Genomic DNA, 23956 nt, shown 5'->3' with positions numbered 1-23956 from the left:
TGTTTTGATAAAGCGACTGAGAAGGAGTGGATGAAATGTTTGATATTACAGAATACAGCGTTGAGCTTTTAAAAGATCCATTTGGTATTTTGACGGGGACGAGGCATGAGTTTCTGCTTGATCTGGATGTCCCGGAGGATGATGAGCTTCATCACGAGGAAGGCGTCTCGCTCAGAGTCATCTATGTCGTCGAGGATGAAAGCCCGCGCATAGCGAAATACGAGTTTTTGACGACAACGACAAACAAATATATCGACTTTGAGCTGGAAGAGGACGAAGAGAAAATGGTGCTTGCGTTTTGTAAGGAGCATTTTGAGCAGTCGGAAGGGCAAAATTAATACAATTATTTGTTCTGGAATTGAGTGTGCTTCTAATACCAGCCATCCCGGTGAGATAGAGCTAGAAATTAGCTCTATTTCCCGCAAACTAACCCATATCGCATTAATAGATCTAGAAATTAGCTCTACTCTATAGTACCTCGATACCCACTAACCACCCTCAAACGAGCAGCATCCAGCTAGAAACTAGCTCTAATTTCCGCAAACTAGTCAAAATCGAACAAACAGAGCTGAAAACTAGCTCTATAATTTATGTAATCCTGTCATTGAGCTTGCCTATAGAAAAGGTATTTCAAACAAAGCTCCCCAGCTTCCCTCAAAAAAAATCCACCCACAATATCCAAGATATGTTAATCTATTCTCGTATTCTATTATCAATCCAATTAACAAAACTTGTATGAGGGAGCATACCTACCTATGGATAGCGGAATAAAATGGAAGCTTACCGATAGTGAATTGTCTGCAATAACAGAGCACACATTCGGCCAAACGGCATCAGCCGTTAAGGAGCTAACGGATGGCTGGGCGAACTCGGCCTATGACGTTACACTGGAGGATGGCCGTTCGTTTATCGTGAAGGCGGCGCCGCTTTCGAATACGAAGATGATGACGTACGAGCTGGATCTTATGAACACCGAGGTGGAGGTGCTGCGGCTTGTGAAGCAGGATGGCGTCGTGCCTGTTCCGCTCGTTTATGCCCATGACGCTTCGGAATCGCTTGTGAATTGTGAGTACTTCATTATGGAGAAGCTGGAAGGCGATCCCTACGTCAAAGTCAAGGACAGTATGTCTGAGGAGCAAAGGGCTCGAATTGAGTTTCAGCTAGGCGTATACAACCGTCGAATCAATGAAATTCGCGGAGAAAGGTTCGGCATTTATGCGGCAAGCGCTGAAGCTGGTCCCTCGTGGAAGGACACCTTTCATCGTATGCTGTTAAGCGTGCTTTCGGATGGCGAGAGTGCAGGTGTGCAGCTGCCTGCCGAATATGAAACGATCCGCCATGAAATTTCGCTCCGGCTCGATCCGCTTGATGAAGTAACTGAGCCCAGGCTTGTGCATTGGGATTTATGGGACGGCAATGTGTTTGTGAAGGACGGTACGATTACGGGGATTATCGATTTTGAGCGGACATTATGGGGCGATCCGCTTTTGGAGATGTATTTTAGCCATTTCAATAACTCCAAGCCGTTCCTCGAAGGCTACGGTATAGAACAACTAACGCCAGCGCAGCGCAGCAGAAGAGCACTGTATGATTTGTATTTGGATCTCATTCTTTATATAGAGTGCCCGTATCGGCTTTATACGGATAACAATCACATACAGTGGGCTCGAGAAAATGCAGAAAAGGGATGGGTCAGGTTTTTAGCTTCTCAAGGGTAGTCTCCAATAATTATATAAATATGCGCTATGTCTAACTCTGATTGGCATAGCCCAATTTTTTAAAAATCCGAAATAACCCTCTTTCTTCTCCCAACGTTCCCTCGATAACACACCTTTTGCTCACATTTACCATTATTCGACTTGCTTCAGCTTTGTCCATCCCAGCTTTAAAAAACCATAACGATTGAATATGAGCCTATCCCTTTGTTATTTGTGAACCCTTAACCGCATAAAGTTCAAAAAGAGCTATTTTTTGCAAACGATGCTAGAAAGGAGCAGGTGATGAACAGGGTACAGAAGGATATCGAGCTGGCAGAGCAGTACGGCGCCCGTAATTATCATCCCCTGCCAATTGTCATCAGCAGCGCAGAGGGCATATGGGTGCAGGACTCAGAAGGAAATCGTTATATGGATATGCTTAGCGCTTATTCTGCGTTAAACCAGGGGCACCGCCATCCCCGTATTATTGAAGCGTTAAAGAAGCAGGCGGACAAGGTAACCTTAACGTCGCGGGCTTTTCATAATGAGACGATGGGATTATTTTTTGAAAAGCTTGCAGCCTATACCGGCAAAGAACGGATTCTTCCTATGAATACGGGAGCAGAAGCAGTGGAAACGGCTTTGAAAGCCGTGCGGCGCTGGGCTTACAGCGTCAAGCATATTGCTGATGAGCAGGCAGAAATCATCGTATTCGAAGGTAATTTTCACGGCAGGACGCTGACGGTTACCTCCTTCTCGTCAACATCGGCCTATCGGCAAGGATTTGGCCCTTTTACACCTGGCTTTCGACTTGTACCTTATGGTGATCTCGAGGCGCTTGCAGCTGCAATAAACCCGAATACAGCTGCAGTGCTTATTGAACCGATTCAAGGTGAAGCAGGTATTCGTATTCCGCCGGACGGGTTTCTCGCCGAAACAGCGAAGCTGTGCACGGAGCATCAGGTGCTGCTCATAGCAGACGAAATCCAAACCGGCTTTGGCCGTACGGGACGCAGGTTTGCATGTGATTGGGAAAATGTTGTCCCTGACGTGTACGTCATGGGCAAAGCGCTAGGCGGAGGGGTGATGCCTGTGTCGGCGATTGCCGCCAACGCGGCCGTAATGGACGTATTTGAACCAGGCTCTCACGGTTCCACGTTTGGAGGGAACCCATTAAGCTGTGCAGTAGCCATAGCGGCTTTGGACGTTACGGAATCCGAGCAGCTTGCTGACCGTTCGAATAGGCTCGGGCAATATTTTATGGGGAAGCTCATGACGCTGAAGCATGCCCACATTGCGGACATAAGAGGACGCGGCTTATTTATCGCTATAGAGCTGACCACGCCTGCGCGTTTGTACTGTGAAAGGCTGATGCAGCTGGGATTGTTATGTAAGGAAACGCATGAGTATGTCATTAGGTTAGCACCGCCGCTCATCATTACGGAAGCCGAGATCGACTGGGCTTTTGCGCGAATTCAAGCTGCTTTCTCAAAGAGCGCCCAAGCAGGAGGTTGACGCCATGATGAATCAAAGCGTGGCGATTGTTAGCGTCCCTTTTGGCAATGGTGCTGGCACCTCAGGGGCGGAGCTTGGGCCGGCGCATATTTTAAATAATGCGGGGCTCCCTCTTAAGCTGAATGCTATGAATATTACTTATCAAATTTCAAAGGAAATTATCGTACCGTCCCAGCTGCCGCCTATCCAAACGACAAACGCGAAATATTTGGCAGAGGTGCTTGAGCTAAGCGGCCAGCTTGCGGATCGTGTATCGCAGCTCGTAGCGCAAGGCACATTCCCGTTAGTACTCGGCGGCGATCATAGCATTTCTATTGGTACGGTCGCGGGGCTGGCAGAGCATTACGCCAATCTCGGCGTCATTTGGTTTGATGCCCATTCGGATCTGAACACGGAGGAAACAAGTCCATCAGGCAACATTCACGGCATGTCGTTAGGCATTAGTCTGGGGAGAGGCATTCCGTTGTTGACGGGTCTCAGAGGCATTTGTCCGAAAATAAAACCGGAGCATGTGGCGATTATCGGAGCCAGATCGCTCGATCCCGGCGAGAAGGCGTATATTCGCTCGCTCGGCATGGCTTGCTATACGATGCACGACATCGACCGGCTCGGCATCGCACGGGTGATGGATAAAGTCATACAGCATCTGCGGCAAGTAACAGACGGCGTGCATGTCAGCTTCGACATCGACAGCGTAGATCCAAAGGAAGCTCCCGGCACAGGAACACCTGTTAAGGGCGGTCTCAGCTACAGGGAAGCGCATCTTGCGCTTGAGCTGTTATTTCAATCAGACCTCGTTACATCGGCTGAATTCGTGGAAGTGAACCCCAGCCTCGACAAACATAATAAAACGGCTAAGCTTGCCGTTGAGCTGATCGGTTCGCTGCTAGGTGAACAAATATTGTGAGCAGAGCCAGAGCTATGTTCGATTCGAATGGACAGGAGGGAGACATTTATGCGAGAGCCGTTCCAAAACGAGCCTTTCACCGATTTTTCGATAACCGATAATATTAACATGTTTCAAGAGGCGCTCCGCAAGGTCGAGTTGGAGCTGGGTCGTGAATATATGTTGAAGATTGGACCGGACCGGATAGAAACGACAACAAAGCGCAAGTCAATCAACCCATCCCTGACAAAACAGCTCATTGGTATCGTATCGCAGGCGGACAATGAACTTGCGCATAAGGCGATACTGGCCGCGGCGGCGGCGTTTGAGGATTGGAAGAGAGTGACGCCATTCGCCAGAGCGAAGGTGCTCTACAAGGCGGCAGCCGAGCTGCGCAGGCGCAAGCACGAGTTTTCCGCGTGGCTCGTTTATGAAGCGGGCAAAAGCTGGGCGGAGGCCGACGGCGATACGGCGGAAGCGATTGACTTCCTGGAATATTACGGGCGGGAGATGGAACGGCTGGCGGAGCGCCAACCGCTTGTTACGATTGCCGGAGAGGATAATGAGCTTGTATACATTCCGCTCGGCGTGGGCGTTATTATCCCGCCATGGAACTTTCCGCTCGCTATTATGGCGGGTATGACGATGGCTGCAGTTGTTGCCGGCAATACGGTTGTATTGAAGCCGGCTAGCGCAACAGCAGTTATCGCGGCAAAGTTTGTTGAACTGCTGGAGGAAGCGGGTCTTCCCGACGGTGTCGTGAACTTTTTGCCGGGCGCGGGCAACGAGGTTGGCGATTATTTGGTCGAGCATCCGCTAACGCGCTTTATTTGTTTTACCGGTTCAAGGGAGATCGGTTTGCGTATTAACGAGAAGGCCTCTCTCTGCCAGCAGGATCAGAAGTGGATCAAGCGTGTTGTCGCAGAGATGGGCGGCAAGGACACGATTATCGTAGATGAAGATGCGGATCTCGATCTGGCTGCCGAGGCGATTACCGCTTCAGCCTTCGGTTATTCCGGTCAGAAATGCTCCGCATGCTCCCGCGCAGTCGTGCATGAGCTCGTCTATGACGAGGTTATCGAGAAGGTTGTTGAACGAACGAAGCTGCTGAAGGTTGGGAAAGCGGAGGATGCGTCCACGTACGTAGGCCCCGTCATCGACGAAAGAGCCTATTTCAGCATTTTAAAATATATCGAGGTTGGCCGTACCGAAGGGGTTGTCGTGCATGGAGGCAGCATCGGGGACAGCAGCGGTTATTTTATTGAACCGACGATTATTAAGGATGTCGCGCCGTATGCCCGCATTGCGCAGGAGGAAATATTCGGCCCCGTATTAGCTTTCATTAAAGCAGCTAATTTCGACGCGGCGCTGGACATTGCGAACAACACCGAATACGGCTTGACGGGGGCCGTTATTTCCCGGAACCGCAGCAGGCTGGAGCAGGCCCGCGAGCAGTTTCACGTAGGCAACCTCTATTTTAACCGCAAATGTACGGGCGCTTTGGTCGGCGTACATCCATTCGGCGGCTTTAATATGTCGGGTACCGATTCGAAAGCAGGCGGGCGCGACTATCTACTTCTGTTTACACAGGCAAAGGTTGTCTCCGAACGGTTCTAGCTATACGCGAGCGGATTGTGCAAGGACAGCGGCAATCCGTTCTATCATGAATAGAGAATCATTCCGCCATTGACGTGGATGACCTGGCCGGTCACGTAAGCGGAATCTTTGGCTGCCAGATAAACGAATGCCGGAGCAACTTCGAACGGCTGTCCAGCCCGCCCCATTGGTATTTCAGTACCGAATGTTGCCACCTGCTCCGGGGGGGATGAGCTTACAATCAAAGGCGTCCATACCGGTCCGGGCGCTACTGCATTTACCCGAATGCCCTGATCCACGAGTGACATGGCCATCGTCCGGGTAAAGGTAAGCACAGCTCCTTTAGATGCCGAGTAGTCAATAGCATCCTTATTCCCTTCATAAGCGACTCTGGAGGCTGTATTTATGATAGTACTGCCTTTCTTCAAATGGGGCAGAGCGGCCTTCACCATGTAAAACAACGGGAAGACGTTCGTACGGAAGGTGTTATCCAACTGTTCGTCTGACACATCCATGATGCTGTTTGTGTATGATAGTACGGCTGCATTATTAACCAATATATCCAGCCGTCCGAAGACTTCCATGGTACGGGCAACTGCAGCCAGTGAGGTAGCAGAATACCTCAAGTCTCCAGGGAGCAGCAAGCAGCGGACGCCCAGTCTCTCCACATACTGTTTGGTTTCTTCCGCGTCCCGATGCTCATTCAAGTACACAATGACCAAATCGGCTCCTTCTTTGGCATAGGCTGCTGCCACAGCCCGGCCGATTCCGCTGTCACCGCCAGTGATAAGGGCTACCTTTCCTTTCAGCTTGCCGCTTCCTTCATAGCCGGCATAATCAAAGATTGGCGGGGGGGCCATGAGCCACTCCTGGCCAGGTGGTTCTTGGTACTGCATCGGAAAAGTTATGGGCTGTATCTCCACCCGTTTTGTCATTCCAAGGTATGGATATACGGGATATTTCTGATCCATGGTCTTCCTCCTCAAGTAGCGCATTCACCTCATCATATGGGGAAGCGCCCAGATTCGACACAATATATTGCTCATTTTGCACGGTAAGAAGGCAGATGGACAAGGAGGTGAGGTACGGTTGGAACCTATGATCCCATCGTCATTTCCCCCTAATGAAATGATCCGAATTATAAGATATGGACTCCAAAAATCAAGAATGCCGAAAGACATCGTTATTATAGGTGCGGGTTTATCAGGTTTGGTTGCAGGTTCCTTACTGAAAGCTGCGGGACACAAAGTGAAAATCATTGAGGCCAACAATCGGGTGGGAGGTCGTGTATATACGCGGCGAGCCCCGTTCACCAAAGGATTATACCTGGACATGGGCGCAATGCGCATTCCTGAATCCCATTATTTGGTTTTAGAGTATGCTCGAAAGTTCGGTTTATCGCTGCAGCCGTTTATCAACGAAACGCCAGAGGATATCATTTATGTCAACGGAATCAAAACCAGGTTGAAAAGCTACCAGCAGCAGCCGGATATCCTAAAGTACCCGGTAGCTCCGCATGAAAGGGGGAAGACCGCTATGAAGCTGTTGAGTATAGCGGTACAGCCCATTTTTGACTTTATCAATGAAGATCCAATTCGAAATTGGCCGTTGGTAGAAAAATATTTCGATAACTATTCAATGTATACTTTTTTGAAATATTGTCCCTATCCAAATGGAACGCCTTTATCCACAGGGGCCATTGAAATGATCGGAGTGCTTCTTGGCATAGAAGGATACATGGAGGAGTCCTTCTTGGACATTTTGCGATTTTTGATGCCATTCTGGCACGATCGCTTCTACGAGTTTGCTGGGGGCAACGATATGCTGCCGCGGGCCTTTCTTCCGGAAATGGCGAAGGACATATTGTTTCAGCGAAGGATGACAAAAATTGTTCAGCATCAAAACGGAGTAACTATACAGTCGATCGATGAAAGAACATCGGAAACGTTCAGTATAACAGGCGATCTAGCGATCGTGTCCGTTCCATTTTCTGTTCTGAAGTTTGTTGAGGTGGAACCGCGCGATTCCTTCTCGCACAACAAATGGAAAGCCATTCGGGGGCTGCACTATGTGATAGATACCAAGATCGGGATTGAGTTCAAGAGCAGATTCTGGGAAAGAGCCGGCCAATCCGGTGGCAGAACGGTAACGGATCTTCCGATACGGTTCACTTACTATCCAAGTCACGGGATCGGTAAACCGGGGCCGGCAGTCGTTTTGGCAAGCTACACTTTGGGGGATGATGCAATGGCGTGGGATGGTTTGCCAGACGAGGAGCGCATCCGGTATGCCTTGAAGAATCTGGCTGTCATTCATGGGGATCAGGTGTATCGGGAATTTGTCAGAGGTACTTCCTTTAGTTGGTCCCAAAATCCCTATTCATGCGGCGAATGGGCAATGTTCAAACCTGGACAGCAAACGGAGCTTCACCCATTTATTGCTGCCCCGGAAGGACACGTTCACTTTGCCGGGGAACATACCACTCTTACCCACGGCTGGATGCAAGGGGCAATCGAATCAGGCATTCGGGTTGCTGTTGAAGTTAATTGAACAAATTGAACAGGCTGCCGCGAGGCAGCCTTTTTTTCGCTATAAGGGAGGGGGTAGAGATACAGGGGAGGGGGCGTAGGAAAAAGCTGATTTTATCTCGCGACATTTTGCAGGTAAGTGTGTCTAGTATATTGAAACATTTTCCATATATAAAGCGTTATGTATACGTGAATTCTCTAGTTCATTCTATGTCCGTTTTCTATACTGTACTTTCTCCAATAACTTTGATTCATTTAAGGCTCCTTTGTTTCCTATACTGTATTTCCTCCAGTGTAAAAGGGCTCTAAAGAGCTATTTCAGCCAAAAAGTGACGTTTGAGGAAGATTTTAATGGATGAAATCCAATGTAGCTGCGTATTTTTCGAAAACTAGACTCTATCTTGGAAAAATTCCAATATAGAAAAAAGCTTCTGGGCTGCATTAGTCATGTTAAAGGAAGGGTTGGTTGATATGAATAAATGGAGAATGATTGTTGTACTTGGAGGAGCTATATTGAGCTGTGTTCTGCTCTTGATGAGCTCTACGGTCTCCGTATCTGCATCGATAGATCGGCATACCTCCTATGTGGGAGCAAACAGCGAGTCATCCATAGTAATACCCACTATTAAACCGCAATGGACGTTAGCAATGGATAAACCGGAAAATGATTGGCAAATGGGCCAAGGCGTGATAGCAACTGGTGAGGGCAAAGCATTTTATGTGCAAAACGGTCAGATGATAGCAATAAACATTCAATCAGGAAGAAGACTATGGAAATTTGGCAGTGACATAAAGGCGCCCCTTGTCTATAAGGGCGGCCGGGTATATGCCGGCATGAAAACAGGTATTGTGCATGCAGTAAATGCTGCTTCCGGAAAGAAAATCTGGTCGACTTCGGTTAAAGCTAAGGATTCGTATGATATCGTTATCGAGAGTGATCAATTATTTGTGCTGAACGGCGACATCCAAGCATACAGCATCAAAGACGGGAAATTTCAATGGCGTGATGAATATAGTGAGTGGCTGCGTGGACCGATGCTGATCCACGGAGATTTCATTTTGATGGAGAATGAGGTATCAGGAGCATATACCTACTCGCTGCTGCACGCTTTTAACAGGAAGACCGGGAAAGAAGCTTGGCAGCTGGGCAATCATATTTTCCCTATAGCTGCTAAAGACGGAACTATCGTTTCACAGAAGGTATCAAACCTGCTTGATCGGGTTCAATTGCCAACGCTTGATACGGTTGATCTGAAGACGGGAAAAATCATAAAGTCTGTACAGTATAATCCGCGAAATGTAGATCTAACGAAAGAAGAACACGGTTACGACGGCAATGCTTGGATCAGCGATGGCCGGGTATATATCAGCTTCGGCTCCGTAGTATATAGTTATCCGGAGAATGCGGACCCGGCTAAGACAACTGGCGTTTCTTATTTTTCTGAGTTTATAAATAGGGAAGTCCGATATGCAGCCGGCCCCTACGACGGCAAATTGATCTATACGGATGGCCACTCTATCTATGGAATCAAAACAGCCAATAGAATGACTCTGTTCTACAATACGGAGATGACAAACACGATCGCACGCTTTGATCTAATCGGTCATGGCATGTATGTCGCTCAGACAGACGGTACAATGGTTGCAATTGATTTAATCCATGCAAAACCAGTCTTGCAATTACAAACCTTCGGGCGAGTATTCGGTCCGACGGTTGCGGAAAACGGCATGATTGTCGTACAGACTAAAGGCAAGCTGCTCGCATTCAAAGAACCGCAAAGCTTAAAAGTAAAATAAAATTGAGATACGACGATAAAGGAGTCGATAACTATTAGTAACGATTATGTTGAACAAGCAATAAAATGGGCTTTGGGTAAAAAGGATTCGACAGATTACAGACTTATTTGTCTCGCATTTGTGGAAGATGCATATGAACGTGGTAACGGTATTGAAATTTTTGGCGGAAGTACCGCGGCAGAATCTGCAAAAATGTATGAAGCTGACCGCAATAAAACCACTCCTCCGAAAGGGTCATTTGTTTTTTATGATTGTTGCGGCTTAGTGGAAGGTGAAATGAAATATTGGGGTCATGTTGGTTTATGCATAGGCAATAATGAAGTCATACACGCTTGGGATAAGATTAGAATAGATAACTATTTGGATATTGAGAAGCTTAATCCTGCTCCAGGCTGGACGCAACCAGTATTTATTGGATGGACACCCTTAGAAAGAATACTCGAAGGCTCTCGCGATAGAGATTGGACCTAGGTTAGGATTGATTTCTATAATGTTAATGCTTTGATCTTTACAAAACCTCTACGCCATATTCTCACCCTATTCTAGTATAATTGAGAGTACTACTATTTCGAATTTAAGGAGGAGTCTTATGCCTATCGAATTTGGTGTACTAAAATGCCGCGCTGTGGATCGTCGGCTCGGAACGAAGGATAACGCGCACTATCAAATTCATGCTTTAGCTAACGAAGAAAGCTTTCGAATTGCCGTCAACGTGCAATCCAAGCTAAGCCCGTCAGAGCTTCTCTATTTTACAAATGAAAATTTCCAGCATGAAGTCACGCACTTATTAATGGAGCTACCTACCGGATACACGCCGCTGAATGGGGAGCCTGACGGCATGGCGCTCGACTATATCCGGAGCAACCTGTTTGACCGGACTCAGCTTGTACCGCTCGCGTTCGACATTCCTGGCAAAGATAATGATCTCAACGAGAAAATCGATCAGTATATCAAGCGCGCCATAGCTTCGGAAGACGGCGTCATTTACGCCTTTGGAGAAATATGGGGGCCGGAAAACAAGCCGGATAAAATATTTGGTTTTCTTCCGGGACGGGGCATACATAACATTCATATGAATCAAGGGAATGCTGGTATTTTCAAGAAGGACGACGGCGTGTATCAGGACGGCGCTTTGCTGATTCATTACCCGTCGGAGAACAAATGGACAGCCATTTTCCTCGCTTTTCAATCCCAGTCGTGGCATACGGATGATCATACGGGTCACACGTTGGGCAATATTCCAATTGATTCCGGTGATCCGACGGACGCGGTCGAAGGTGCTTTATATATTGCAGGAGCCATTGTGAAGCCTGGACAGGAAGATAGAGCGGCAGAAGAATCTGTAACGCTGCTAAACGCGAGCGACCGCCCGATCGATCTTGCCGGCTGGTCGATTGCCAATAAGGCAAAACGGAAATTTTTGCTGGGACAGACGATCCTGCCGGGACAATATTTAACTATCCCTATTGCCCAGGGAACGGCAGGGGCCGAATTTTTCCGTAACAAAGGGGACATCATTACACTGTTGAATGCAGATGGGCTGAAGGTTCACGGCGTTTCTTATACGCAGCGGCAGGTCAGAAGCGGCTGGACGATCAAATTTTAAATACGTACGACAGCATCACCTTTATGTTATGCAACACGAGTCATAAAACTCGTCCCTTTATTGGGATGGGTTTTATGAATTGATTGTATATATTTTCAAAACTCGTCACATTCTCACCTCCTCCAGATATAAGAATTGTCTATGGACGATTCGTTACAATGTTTATTTTAAAGACCGTACTTTTTATTATATCCCTTATTTAGTTAGTGGGGGTTAATAAACAGCGGCACAGTCTTAATCTGTTCTTGTTTTGGAATGCCGCTTCATGCATTAAATGGTTCGGGAGCTAACGCTTTCTAAACGGGTATTGATAGATAATTATATTAATGCTATCATTTTCCACAACCAATTGGTTTTAGCATTAGAAGAGTTGAGCTTAGAACAGTTGAGAGGAGCAAGCCCAGATGAGCGCATCAAAAGGAAATGAGAGCATAGTAAGAGTGGAATTTAAGAAGCAAGCGAGAGGTTTCTCCAACAAATTGTTAACCTTGAATAGTGAGGAGCTGCTGAACTGGATTCGTGTTAGTCTGAATCTAAACATGGGTATGACGGTTTTGGATGTAGCAGCAGGAACGGGTATTCTGAGTCGTTCAATCGCTCCCTTTGTACAAAAGGTTACCTCTATTGATTTGTCACAAGATATGATTTCCGAGGGAATATATCAAAACCAACAATTGAACATTGCAAATATTGAATTCAATATGGCCCACGCAGAGGATATTTCCTATAGTCAAGGATCATTTGACTTAGTTATTAGTAGATTAGCATTTCACCATTTTACAAATCCCGAAAGAGTTCTTCATGAGATGTCCAGAGTATGTGATGAATTAGGAAGTGTCTGCGTCGTTGATATGATTTCTCCTGAAGACGATGATCTCTACAATCTTTATAACAAATACGAGAGGCTCAGGGACCCTTCTCACACAAACGCTCTAAAAGAATCCGAATTTGTAAAATTGTTTAAACAAAATGGATTAGAGATCTGCAACATGGAAACGTTAGATGTTCCTATTCATCTCAAAAGATGGTTGGAATTGACTCATACAAATGATCAAATAGCCAGTCGTATTAATCGTGATATTGAGCTCGAATTAGAGTCAAAGAAAGCAATTACTGGCCTATTCCCTTATATAGATAATGGTGAAATTAAGTTCAACCAGAAGTGGATCAAAATTATCGGCAAGAGGGTTAAAGAGTCTCGCTTCTAAATAGTAAAAAGGCACGTCGGGACAGCATCCCGACGTGCCTTTTTGTCGTCTTACTTCTTACCCGGTAGCTATACTGTATTTTTCCAATAACTTTAGATATTTCTCTCCTGATTAGTGCTCTATACTGTATCTACTACAATATAAACATGCCATTTCAGAGCCAATACATCGTAGAGTGCCTTATGTAGACGATTCTATTGGAGGAAATCCAATATAGCCACATCTAACCGTAAAGTGTAGCTTCTATGTTGGAGGAAATCCAAGATAGATAAATTATTCAGCTGCTGGAACCTATTATGTTGATTAATGCCTACCATTCGTCTTATATTGTTTATTGAAACTACCAAGGAGGATGGGCGATGAATGTTTATAAGCGGTTGAAACGGTTCGAATGGTTCCGCAACCAATTAATTCGCAATAAGATTATGCTTGTCTATGTGCCGCTTATTATCATACCGCTGCTCATTCTTGGCTTTGCATCCAATCACATTTATACGAAAGCGGTCGTGGAGAAAACGGTTCATAACGTTTCAGATAACTCCTCGCTTATTATTACTCAAATTAACGGGATATTGACGAATGCGACAAGCGCAGCGAATATGCTCACGCTTAATTTAAATAAGGTCATTGCCCAGGATCGGGAGGATTCCCGCAGGCAGGTGTCGGATCTCCTGCTGTACACAAGGATAACAAACCAGCTTAGCTTCGCATTGGTCGTCTTTCCCGATGTCGAGTCAGCAGCCTTTGTCGATCAACAGAACGAGCTATACGGCTCCACTCCAAACATTGTAAGCAATGCAGAACTCGCGGTTAGCAGCGATATGCTGCGTCAATTGCAGCAATCGAAGCGAGCCAATGTTTGGTTTCCGATGCAAACTAGAAAGTTTTTGGTGACGAGTCCGGTTGAGCCCGTTCTCACGCTTGGCAAGAGAGTTATTGACATTAACACAGGCGCGCCGCTTGGTTATCTCTTTCTGAACATTCGCGAGAGCGCTTTGTCGGCTGTTTATGAGAATATCGGCTCGATAAAGGAAGGCTCTTACTTTATAGCGGATGGTGAAGGGCTTATCGTTTCCTCGCAAAATGCCGCCGAAGTTCTGCAGCCGATAGCCGAGCCCACATTGCGGAATTGGGTGCTGAAGAGCAATGAGCGAACCAATATTCAAGCTTCGCAGGAAGAGAGAATGCTGCTGATCAGCACGGATATTCCTAACTTCGAATGGAAGCTTATTTCGATGGTACCCTATGATCGATTGACGGAGGATACGAGAAAGATTACAAAGCTGATCTTCCTGATCGGGCTGGTTTGCTTTGTGTTTGCTTTATTTGGCGCGAGGTTGCTATCGAATGTGATTTCAAAGCCGATTGTTCATTTATCCCGTCATATGAAAAAGGTGAAGGAAGGTAATCTTGATCAACAGATCGAGGTGACTTCGGGCGACGAAATCGGCTTGCTTGCCTCCGGCTTTAATACGATGATGGGTCGTGTTAAGGAGCTGCTTGCGAACATCGGTGCGGAGCAGCGGAAGAAGAGAGAATACGAACTGGCGCTAATGCAGGCGCAAATCAAGCCGCATTTTTTATATAACACGCTGGATGTTATTTACACGCTATCTGAGATGGGGAGAGCGCGAGACGTGCAGCGGACGACGAAGGCGCTGGCAGATTTCTACCGGGTAGCGCTGAGCAAAGGGAAGGACCAGATTAAGCTGGAGGAGGAAATTCGGAGCGTGATGGACTACTTATCCATTCAGCATATCCGCTACTCTGACGTGTTTAATTTTGATATCGATATCACGCCGGATATTCTGGATTGCACGATTCCGAAGCTGACGATTCAACCGCTTATAGAAAATGCGATTTACCACGGGCTTAAGAACAAAGCGAGCTTCGGCAAGCTGACGATTACAGGTAAACGAGAGGATCAGAAGGTCATATTAGTCGTGACGGACGATGGTGCGGGCATAACGGAGGATAGGCTTCAAGCGATAAAAATGAGCATGAACGGCTCGCAGCAGCAGGTCGGCTATGGCTTAGGCAGTGTACATCAGCGAATTAAGCTGTATTTCGGGGAGTCATACGGCATTCAAATCGAAAGCGAAAGCGGGATCGGCACGGTTGTGACGGTAGAGCTTCCTTATCAAGCGGAATAGGAGCGGCTAAGCACATGCAGAAAGTAATGATAGTGGACGACGAAATGATTTTTCGTGATTATTTGCGGACGGTATTCGATTGGGAAACGCTCGGTTTCACCATTAGTCAGGAGGCGAGAAATGGCTTGGAGGCACTGGAGCTGGCGGCAGTGGAGGCTCCGGATATTGCGCTTGTCGATATTACGATGCCATTCATGGACGGGCTGCAGCTGTCGGAGAGACTGAAAGAGCTTTATCCTGAGGTAAGCATCGTACTCATTACGGGGCATAATGAATTTGAATATGCACGAAAAGCGCTAAAGCTCGGAGTAGAGGATTATATTCTGAAGCCGTTCTCCAAGGACGAACTGCTGCTAACGCTAGTGAGGCTGCGGCAGCAGCATCAGAAGGCGCAGGAAGAGAAGCTGACGCTGCGGGAAAATACAGAGCTGATGAAGGAAAGCTTCCTCGGTCAGCTTATTAGCAGGGAGTATGCGCATACCGAGGAGGAGACGAGCAAGCGTCTGCAGCAGTTCGGCATTCAGGCGGACAAAGGCTGTTATGTCGTCGCTTGTATCGAGATTGATCAATTGGATCGGAAGTGGAGTAAAGCAAGTGATCGTCTTCTGATGAAATATGCGGTAACGAACGTGTTGAACGAGGCCATGGAGGAGAGCGGCAACCATCTTATTTTTAACGGGCCTGAGGGACGGATTGTTTGTTTGGTGCGTCATCAAGGCGGGCATAAGGATGAAGTGCCTTCTCTTGAGGGCTACAAAAAGCTTTGCTTTCTGATCAAAAAATATTTAAAATTCACGATAACGGTCGGTGTCGGCCGCAGCAAGGACGGTTTTAAAGGTATTGCCTCCTCCTATGGAGAGGCGCTTGAAGCGCTGCAAAACAAATTTGTACTCGGTCATGATCGCGTCATCGCCTATGGGGAACAATTGCCGAGTAGCGGCAATCAGCCCTTTTATCCAACAGAGGTGAACGAGGAGCTGCTCGTCTTGCTTCGGATGAATAGCTGGGATCAAATAGAGCGGAAGCTGGATGACGTTTTCCAAACCATTCGTGAGCGCCGGCTATCGATCGATTATATTTATGTCATATGTATGGGGCTCGTATCCGTTAACTTATCTTACTTTGAAGAGTCGGGGCATCCGATCGAGGACTGCTTTGGCGATCATTTTTTCCCTTATAATGAGATTCGTAAATTCGAGTCTGCAGAGATGACGTTTGATTGGATCAAGGAGTTGTTTCATAAAGCGGTCACTTACAACAGCAAGCATCGAAATACCCGTTCCTCCAAGATAGCGAAGGCGGCCAAGGCGTATATCGAGCAGCATTACGCGGATCCGAGCCTGCAGCTGGAGAAGATCGCACAGCATGTATTCATTAACGCAAGCTACCTGCGCGCTGTATTTAAGAAGGAAATCGGGATTACAGTCAGCGACTACCTGACGCAGTACCGGATGCAGCAGGCAAAAGAGCTGCTTGGCCGCAATAACGTGCGCTTGACCGATATAGCGGAGAGGGTCGGCTATAATGATTCCGGTTATTTCAGTAAAAGCTTCAAAAAGTTTTACGGATATTCCCCGAGCGAATATGAGAAGAGCCGCCAATAGCGGCTCTTTTATTGATTATAAAAACTGCGGATTTTACCAAAAGCACGCAGTTTCTTCATTATCAAGGTTTATATGATTGTTTATACTCAGAAGTGTAAAGAGAAAGCGGACAGCGTTCGCAAAGGTTTTTAGGTTTAGCTTTCGAAGCGATATGGCTTCGCAAAAATTTTAGGGGGGTTATGCAATGAAGAAGTTTGCTTTGGCATTAATGAGTTTATGTTTAGTCTTCGTGGCAGCCTGCGGCTCCGCAGGTAACAATGTTGCTAACGAGGGAAATAAAGAGACGGTTAAAGAAGCGGCAAACGAAGAGACAAAAACCGAAGAAGCCAAGCCGGTCAAGCTCCGGATTTATGCGCAATATGCGGATGATGATACGAAGCTTCCTTATGATTATGCGGTTGCAGAACTGAAGAAGGAAATGCCTAACGTCGAGCTGGAGCTTGAGGTACAGGCCCAGGATGACGGGCAAAAGCTGAAAACGTATGCCGCGACAGGCAACTTGCCTGATATATTCGGAGCAGGTCTTGATATTATTTCGACCTTCAAAAAATCCGGCAACATTCTTGAGCTCGACCAATACGTAGAGCAGTTTGGCTTTAAAGACAAAATGCAGCCAAGCGCGATGAACACGCTGGTAACGGATGACGGACATACTTACGCGTTCCCTTACGCCGGTAATGAATTTGTTCTTCTTTACTACAATAAAGAGCTGTTCGAGAAGAACGGCGTTAAAGTGCCAACGACGTATGATGAGCTAATGACGGCCGTTAAAACGTTTAATGCCGCAGGCATCACTCCGCTCTCCTTGTTCGCGAAGGAAAAATGGCCAACGGTTTCATTGTTCGATATGTTCGTCACTCGCAACGAGCCGCAAGGCATTAAGAAGCTTGACAAAGGCGAGGCAAGCGCGAGCGACCCTGCTTACAAGGAAGCGGCTGAGAAAATTGTTGAGCTCGTTCAAGCAGGATTGCTTCCGAAGGGTGCAACGAACCTGAACTATGACCAAGCAGCGGCATTGTTCCATCAAGGTAAAGCAGCTATGTTCCTGAACGGACAATGGGAGATAGCCGAATCGACGAAGCATCTCGGAGACAAAGTAGGCTGGATGTACTTCCCTGGTACAGATGCTGCTAATTATGAAGCAAGTAAATACGCATTCAGCGGCGGCGGCGGTCCTGGCGGCTATGCCGTTAATCCGGATACGAAGGATAAAGAGCTGGCAGCAAAGGTTGCGGCATTCCTATCGCTGAAATATGCAGAGTACAAATATACGGAACGCGGCAATCCGCTCGTAGCAACGAAGGTAGATAAGGCGATTGTGACTGAATATCCTCCGATGATGCAGCAGCTTTCCGATGATATCGCGAAAATTTCGAGCACAACAACATTTGCTTGGGGCTTGTCCGACGCCAAACTCAAAGCAGCGATCGAAGATGCATCGCAGAGCTTGATGACGGGTGCATACAGTGCAGAGCAATTCATTGAAGACGTAAACAAAGCAATTCCCGCAGCGAAGTAGAAATAGCTGCAGCAAATGGAATAGTGGTTATGCGAGGCAGAACTCACTCCGATTTGGTACCGGGGTGAGTTCTATCTCTCTCAAAGCCTATAGGCTGCTGCTTAATGGAAGTCACACTAGCAAAGGAAGTGATGAAATGAACAAGTTTTTAGGGAATAAAACGGCCATACTTTTGTTTATCATGCCTGCACTCCTTCTATATACCGTGATGGTATTTTATCCGATCGCGCAGACGTTCTTTCGCAGCATGTATGAATGGGACGGACTCTCTGAAGGTACCTTTATATGGTTCGATAACTATACGAGACTGTTCCAGGATGGCTTATTTTTCACTTCCGTATATAACGGTCTTATCTTTGCGGTCATTATTACGATTACTCAGATTGGTATCGGCTCAATCCTGGCGTTTGCGGTTGCCGATACGAAATTTAAAGGCCGCAAAATATTGCGGATTAGTTTTTTTATACCGGTCGTGCTATCGATTACGGTCGTTTGTCAGCTATGGTTATCGATCTATAACGGTGAATATGGTCTTATCAACAAAGTATTTGAATTACTGGGACTCGAATACAAGCAGGACTGGCTTTCAAGCAGCAAGTCGGCCATCATCGCGATCGCATTCGTGAATGCATGGCAGTATATGGGCTATCATTTTGCCCTGCTGCTCGCTGGCGTGAAGTCGGTCCCTGAACAATATATGGAGGCGGCTCGTATCGACGGAGCAACGAAGCTGCAGGCAATTTTGAAAATCAACATTCCGATGATGGCGGAATCCTATAAGTTTTGTCTCGTTTTTGCGATTACGGGAGGACTGAACGCTTTTGCCAACATGTTCATAATGACGAGCGGCGGTCCGGGAACCTCTACCTATACGCTCACTTACCTTATGTATCGTTCTGCATTCCGTGTTGGAGAGTTTGGTTATGGCAGCGCAGCAGCAGCGGTTCTCGTCATCGAATGTCTCATTGCTACGCTTATTATTAACCGACTAATTGCAAGAGAACGGATTTCTTACTAGGGGAGGCGAAATGGAAATGACCTGGATGATGAAGCTAAGAAAAAACAATCCGAGCATGCAAATCTTTTTGTGGCTGTATGCGTTAGTTTCGGTGTATCCGCTTATATGGATGATCTTTTATTCCCTAAAAAATAACGATGAAATATTCGTCACGAATCCATTTGGACCGCCGGTGCACCTGCGATTCGAAAACTATGTAGAGGCTTGGTCGAAATATAACGTTCCGGTATATTTCATGAATAGCTTGCTGGTTGCAGCAGCTACTGTAACAGGGGCAATACTGCTTGCGGTATTGTTCTCGTATGCAGCTGCGAGGCTGCGCTGGCGTTTTAGTACGGTTGCGCATACTTATATTCTCGTCGGCATGTTTATTCCGATTCAAGTTATCATGATTCCGCTTGCGATTTTGGTGAGGGATTTGAATTTGGCGAATACGTACGGGGCATTAATCATCCCTTATATCGCGTTCAATATTTCATTTTCTTCCATGGTATTCTATGGCTTCTTCCGCAGCATTCCCATTGAATTGGAAGAGTCGGCTTGTATCGATGGGGCAAGTATTTACCGTACCTTCTTCAGCATTATGCTTCCCATTATTAAGCCGGCAATTGCTACGATGGTTATCTTTATTTTCCTTAATTCATGGAATGAGTTTACGATGGCCGTTATTCTGATTACGAAAGAGAGCTTGAAGACGCTGCCGCTTGGATTATTGTTTTTTCAGGGACAATTCACGACCGACTGGGGCGCGATGGGCGCTGCTATGACAATTGCCAGCCTGCCAACCGTATTGATTTACATCCTATTTAGTGAACAGGTTGAAAATGCGCTTACCGTGGGCTCGGCTGTAAAAGGCTAATATACAATTCCAAAGGAGCAGTCAAAACTTTTTCAAGTTTTGACTGCTTCTTGTTGTTTTCAGGTACTCGATTGGGAATAAGTCTTTGATGAAAACCACTGCTTTTTAACATAAAATGACGGTTATTTGGGTGTTGGAGTCAGAATATTACAACTATAATGAAAAAGAATTTCCTGTTAAAGGTGGAAGTAGTTGAAAAACTGTCCATCTTTTTTAATCGTTATATGAAAGCGCAATCAAAATGAAAGGGAAGGGGGAGTATTTCCTTAAAGACTAGCAATCTTACATGTTTAGCTGCTAAATAATTTATGGATGGTGATTTAGTAATGGTATTTAAAAGAGTCCCGCTTGCTAGAAAGATGCTAACCGGCGCTTTGGTTATTCCCCTATTGTTTGCAAGCATGGGCGGGGCATCAGCTGCCGGTACGGAGGAAGGTAAAGCCCAAGGCGTACAACTGGAATATCTTGATCGGGGCTTGGTTGCAGCTTCTACATCAGAAGGTGTATTTCTAAGCTGGAGACTCCTTGCTAATGAAGTGACAGGTTATTTGGAGACAGGTCTAACTGGTGCGAACTTCCACGTTTACCGTGATGGCACTAAGATTGCGATTATAGATAACAGCACCAATTACTTAGATAAAGAAGGATCATCAGTATCTCAATACTATGTAAGTGCTGTTGTTAACGGACAGGAAGTGGACGAAAGCTCTCAGGTCAAGGCTTGGAACAATTCCTATTATGATTTGCCGCTTAAGAAGCCGGCAGACGGCATCACACCCGCAGGCGAAGCTTATACCTACTCGGCAAATGATATGAGCGTTGGGGATATCGACGGCGACGGACAGTATGAATTTTTCGTCAAATGGGATCCCTCTAATTCGAAGGACGTATCCCAAGTCGGTTATACAGGCAGTACATATATCGACTGTTACAAGCTTGACGGAACGCTTCTATACCGCATTGATCTGGGTGTTAATATTCGGTCCGGCGCTCACTATACGCAGTTCATGGTGTATGATTTTGATGGAGACGGCAAGGCGGAATCTATGATGAAAACCGCTCCTGGCACCAAAATCATTACGTTTGATAAAGAAGGAAATGTCTCCTCCGAGAAGTATATTACGATGCCGGAAGAGGATATCGAGGCTGGTTACAGCAATACGGATGACTACCGGATGAGCAGAAATGATTATTACGAGCACATGGTCGAGATGTTTATGGGCTGGTCGGAGCATGAGGAAGTTAAGAACGGACATTGGCCGGCAACTCTCGAAGAAAGCTTTGGGATAGAGAAGAAATACCACTATCCGCTGTCCAGAGTAGATGCGGAGAGCTTAGTCGACTACTTCATGGATGTATATGCTCCGAGCAGAAGCAGCCGTAACAATCTCAGAGCTTTTGAGGGCTTTATTGTGAAAGGGCCTGAATATTTAACCGTATTTAACGGGGCAACCGGTGATGAGCTGGAAACGGTTCATTATAAACCTGGTCGCGTGGACGATGGTCTCATGTGGGGTGACTATGCGATGGGAAGAATCGAGCCGGGCAATCGGGTGGACCGTTTCCTGGCCGGAGTTGCCTATCTTGACGGTGAGAAGCCATATGCGGTTTTTGCCAGAGGGTACTACACGAGAACTACTCTAGTATCTTATGGCTGGGACGGCAAGCATCTTAAGGAACAATGGTATGTTGACAGCGGATGGACTCCGATGACGAATCCCTTCAACGACGGGCCTCACGGCAGAGACGGGACAGATCCTGAGTTTGGCTCCATTACAACGCAAGGCGCTCATACCTTAAGCGCAGCGGATGTTGACGGCGACGGCAAGCAAGAAATTGTTTACGGATCCGCTACGATTGATCATGACGGCACTTTATTGTACAGCTCGATGGATGTCATGCCTCCGCAGAGCGCAGCTCCCGGAACCATAGCCAGATTAGGTCATGGCGACGCGCTTCATGTGACGGATATCGATCCTGACAGACCTGGGCAGGAAATCTTCATGGTGCACGAGGGCGGCGTTTGGGCACCATACGGCTACTCTTTACGTGATGCAAAAACGGGGGAAGTCATCTATGGCGGCTATACCGGCAGAGATACAGGACGCGGCATGGTAGGCGATGTTGATCCTAGTCATAGGGGTCTTGAAACATGGGCGGTTGGCTTGTGGACGGCGGATGGCGAAAAGATAGGTACTGCTGCGCCCGGTACGAATATGAATATTAAGTGGTCAGCGGATATGACGACGCAGATTGTGAACGGGGCCATTGATGTTACGCCAACGATTGAAGATTGGAAGAAAGGCAGGCTTCTAACAGCTGAAGGGACTAGAACAAACAATTATACAAAGGGAACGCCAGGGCTAGTAGCGGATATTTTCGGTGACTGGAGAGAAGAAATGCTCGTTCGAACGACAGACAGCTCAGCAATTCGTATATATCTAAGTACAGAGGTAACGAACCGCAAAATATATACGTTAATGCATGACCCTCAGTACAGAGCAGAGGTTGCAAGGCAGAACACTGCGTATAACCAACCTGCGTACACAAGCTTCTATTTTGCATCCGATACCGATTGGGCAAATGTTCCGATACCGGATATTCAGACTCCGGGTGTGCTGGCAGCGACAGAGAAGCTCATGGAAGATTATATAGCTTCTGGTGAGCTGACGGGTCCGTTAGTACCGCAGTTGAACAATACAGTAAAGCAGGCAAAACATCATCTGGAGAATGGCTCCGTAAAGGATGCAGTTAAGTCTATGGAGAAATTTATTTCCCAGCTCGACAACAAATCGAAGCAGGACGGGATTTCCCCACGGGCACAGAAGAACTTGTCCTATCACGCCCAATTATTTATTAAGATGCGGGAATAGTTGATATGCATATGAAAAACAGGCGAAAGCCTGTTTTTTTTACCTCACTCATTTCGTTGTCTTTCAAACTCCCCCTTAGTCGGTTACTCTTTTATCTTTTCATTCAAGATAATTCGCCAATTTTGGCCTGAATTTCTTTTAAAAACAAATCGGCAGCAGCTGAAAAGACCTGATGCTTTTTCCAAACCATATTTAATCCAGATTCAAGTCTAGGCTCTAGAGGTCTAAAACAAAGGTTACTATCACTAGACGTATTCACGATTTTATCAAGCGTTATGGCATAACCAATGCCTTCTTCAACCATAATCGCAGCATTATAGGCTAGATTGTATGTTGCCACAACGTTTAATTTATCAAAGTCATCACCAAACCAATCCGCAAATTCATTTTTAGAAAATGTCTGCTTCATAGCCTGTCGTGAACAGATTAGCGGGACATTTACTAAGTCTGCTGGTTGAATGGTATCTTTGAAAGCAAGAGGACTGTCATTCCTCATAACAATGCCCCATACATCCTTAGCCGGGATATTAATATAATTGTATTTTGATACGGCAGCTGGTTGAATTAAAATACCAAAGTCAAGCAGTCCCTTTTCAAGCCGTTCAGTCACATCATCTTCGTTTCCGCTGTAGAGGTGATACCGTATATTTGGATAGCTTAACTGTAAGTCTTTTACTACCCGGGCAATATGTTTCATGGCGTCTGTTTCCCCACCTCCTATATAGACATCTCCACTTACTGTTTCTTCCATAGATCTAAACTCTGCCTCTAATTTATCGATCATATCAACGATTTCTTCTGCTCTCTTTTTTAAGAGCATTCCTTCATCCGTAAGTAGGATACTGTGACTACTGCGAATAAATAGTTTTTTTCCTAACGCTTGTTCCAGATCTTTTAATTGTCTAGATAAGGTTGGCTGTGTAAGATGCAAAAAATCAGCAGCCGCCGTAATGCTGCCTTCTCTTGCAACAGTAAGAAAATAACGCAAAACTCTAACTTCCATTAACAGTCCTCCTTTGTGCTTTACTATACATGTTTAAGAAATGCTCATCAAGCATATCTTGATATAAGATATAGGTATTTGTTATATGAAAAAA

18 protein-coding genes and 1 pseudogene are annotated in these 23956 nt (G+C 46.3%); 17 read left to right on the top strand and 2 right to left on the bottom strand.

Translation table 11 applies throughout. The features are described 5' to 3' along the window. The first annotated feature begins 35 nt into the window (after positions 1-35). The 5 genes from DFP97_RS09905 (at position 36) to pruA (ending at position 5715) form a co-directional block, all read left to right on the top strand. The gene (locus tag DFP97_RS09905; protein ID WP_114379832.1) at positions 36-338 is read left to right on the top strand and encodes a DUF6509 family protein; all 303 of its coding nucleotides are present in this window, start codon (positions 36-38) and stop codon (positions 336-338) included. 417 nt (positions 339-755) lie between these two features. Next, the gene (locus DFP97_RS09900; RefSeq protein ID WP_114379831.1) at positions 756-1718 is read left to right on the top strand and encodes a phosphotransferase family protein; all 963 of its coding nucleotides are present in this window, start codon (positions 756-758) and stop codon (positions 1716-1718) included. A 282-nt stretch (positions 1719-2000) separates the two neighbouring features. Continuing rightward, on the top strand, positions 2001-3212 hold the full coding sequence (locus DFP97_RS09895) for an ornithine--oxo-acid transaminase (protein WP_114379830.1): 1212 nt from the start codon (positions 2001-2003) through the stop codon (positions 3210-3212). 4 nt (positions 3213-3216) lie between these two features. Then, complete coding sequence (gene rocF / locus DFP97_RS09890) at positions 3217-4119, top strand: arginase (RefSeq protein WP_425453511.1); 903 nt, start codon at positions 3217-3219, stop codon at positions 4117-4119. A gap of 48 nt (positions 4120-4167) precedes the next feature. Continuing rightward, entirely contained in the window at positions 4168-5715 is a 1548-nt protein-coding gene (gene pruA / locus DFP97_RS09885; protein ID WP_114379829.1) for an L-glutamate gamma-semialdehyde dehydrogenase, read from the top strand. 44 nt (positions 5716-5759) lie between these two features. Here pruA and DFP97_RS09880 read toward each other — a convergent pair whose 3' ends face one another. Further along, a complete protein-coding gene (locus DFP97_RS09880) occupies positions 5760-6665 on the bottom strand; it encodes an SDR family oxidoreductase (protein WP_114379828.1) in 906 nt (301 codons plus the stop codon). A 127-nt stretch (positions 6666-6792) separates the two neighbouring features. Here DFP97_RS09880 and DFP97_RS09875 point away from each other — a divergent pair, with 127 nt between their 5' ends. The 12 genes and pseudogenes from DFP97_RS09875 to DFP97_RS09825 all read left to right on the top strand — a co-directional run bounded on the left by DFP97_RS09875 (position 6793) and on the right by DFP97_RS09825 (position 22859). Beyond that, positions 6793-8244: a flavin monoamine oxidase family protein gene (locus DFP97_RS09875; RefSeq protein ID WP_245976079.1), complete on the top strand. Its 1452-nt coding sequence runs from the start codon at positions 6793-6795 to the stop codon at positions 8242-8244. Positions 8245-8693: 449 nt separating this feature from the next. Then, positions 8694-10019 carry a PQQ-binding-like beta-propeller repeat protein gene (locus DFP97_RS09870; protein WP_181873437.1) on the top strand — a complete coding sequence of 442 codons (1326 nt, stop codon included), beginning with the start codon at positions 8694-8696 and terminating at the stop codon, positions 10017-10019. A 72-nt stretch (positions 10020-10091) separates the two neighbouring features. After that, entirely contained in the window at positions 10092-10490 is a 399-nt protein-coding gene (locus tag DFP97_RS09865; protein WP_220271140.1) for an NlpC/P60 family protein, read from the top strand. 118 nt (positions 10491-10608) lie between these two features. Continuing rightward, a pseudogene (locus DFP97_RS31435) lies at positions 10609-11277 on the top strand (DUF2278 family protein); the annotation flags it as partial. Beyond that, the gene (locus DFP97_RS31430; RefSeq protein ID WP_425453515.1) at positions 11257-11625 is read left to right on the top strand and encodes a lamin tail domain-containing protein; all 369 of its coding nucleotides are present in this window, start codon (positions 11257-11259) and stop codon (positions 11623-11625) included. The pseudogene DFP97_RS31435 and the gene DFP97_RS31430, both read left to right, overlap by 21 nt. A gap of 404 nt (positions 11626-12029) precedes the next feature. Next, on the top strand, positions 12030-12833 hold the full coding sequence (locus DFP97_RS09855; RefSeq protein ID WP_114379824.1) for a class I SAM-dependent methyltransferase: 804 nt from the start codon (positions 12030-12032) through the stop codon (positions 12831-12833). 359 nt (positions 12834-13192) lie between these two features. Next, positions 13193-14986, top strand: a complete 1794-nt coding sequence (locus tag DFP97_RS09850; RefSeq protein ID WP_114379823.1) for a sensor histidine kinase — start codon at positions 13193-13195, stop codon at positions 14984-14986. 14 nt (positions 14987-15000) lie between these two features. Continuing rightward, entirely contained in the window at positions 15001-16590 is a 1590-nt protein-coding gene (locus DFP97_RS09845) for a response regulator (RefSeq protein WP_114379822.1), read from the top strand. A 184-nt stretch (positions 16591-16774) separates the two neighbouring features. After that, on the top strand, positions 16775-18109 hold the full coding sequence (locus DFP97_RS09840) for an ABC transporter substrate-binding protein (protein ID WP_114379821.1): 1335 nt from the start codon (positions 16775-16777) through the stop codon (positions 18107-18109). Between the two features lie 136 nt (positions 18110-18245). Continuing rightward, positions 18246-19127 carry a carbohydrate ABC transporter permease gene (locus DFP97_RS09835; protein WP_114379820.1) on the top strand — a complete coding sequence of 294 codons (882 nt, stop codon included), beginning with the start codon at positions 18246-18248 and terminating at the stop codon, positions 19125-19127. Positions 19128-19137: 10 nt separating this feature from the next. Further along, positions 19138-19986 (top strand): carbohydrate ABC transporter permease, encoded by an 849-nt coding sequence (locus DFP97_RS09830; protein ID WP_114379819.1) that lies wholly within the window; start codon positions 19138-19140, stop codon positions 19984-19986. Positions 19987-20387: 401 nt separating this feature from the next. Beyond that, positions 20388-22859, top strand: coding sequence for a rhamnogalacturonan lyase (locus DFP97_RS09825; RefSeq protein ID WP_245976075.1), 2472 nt, complete (start codon positions 20388-20390; stop codon positions 22857-22859). 103 nt (positions 22860-22962) lie between these two features. On the opposite strand, the gene DFP97_RS09820 is transcribed toward DFP97_RS09825, so the two are convergent. Continuing rightward, entirely contained in the window at positions 22963-23862 is a 900-nt protein-coding gene (locus DFP97_RS09820; RefSeq protein WP_114379817.1) for a LysR family transcriptional regulator, read from the bottom strand. Between the last annotated feature and the right edge of the window lie 94 nt (positions 23863-23956).

Source organism: Paenibacillus prosopidis (assembly GCF_003337375.1).
In the GTDB taxonomy this organism is placed as follows: domain Bacteria; phylum Bacillota; class Bacilli; order Paenibacillales; family Paenibacillaceae; genus Pristimantibacillus; species Pristimantibacillus prosopidis.
This window is presented reverse-complemented; position numbering and strand designations above follow the sequence as displayed.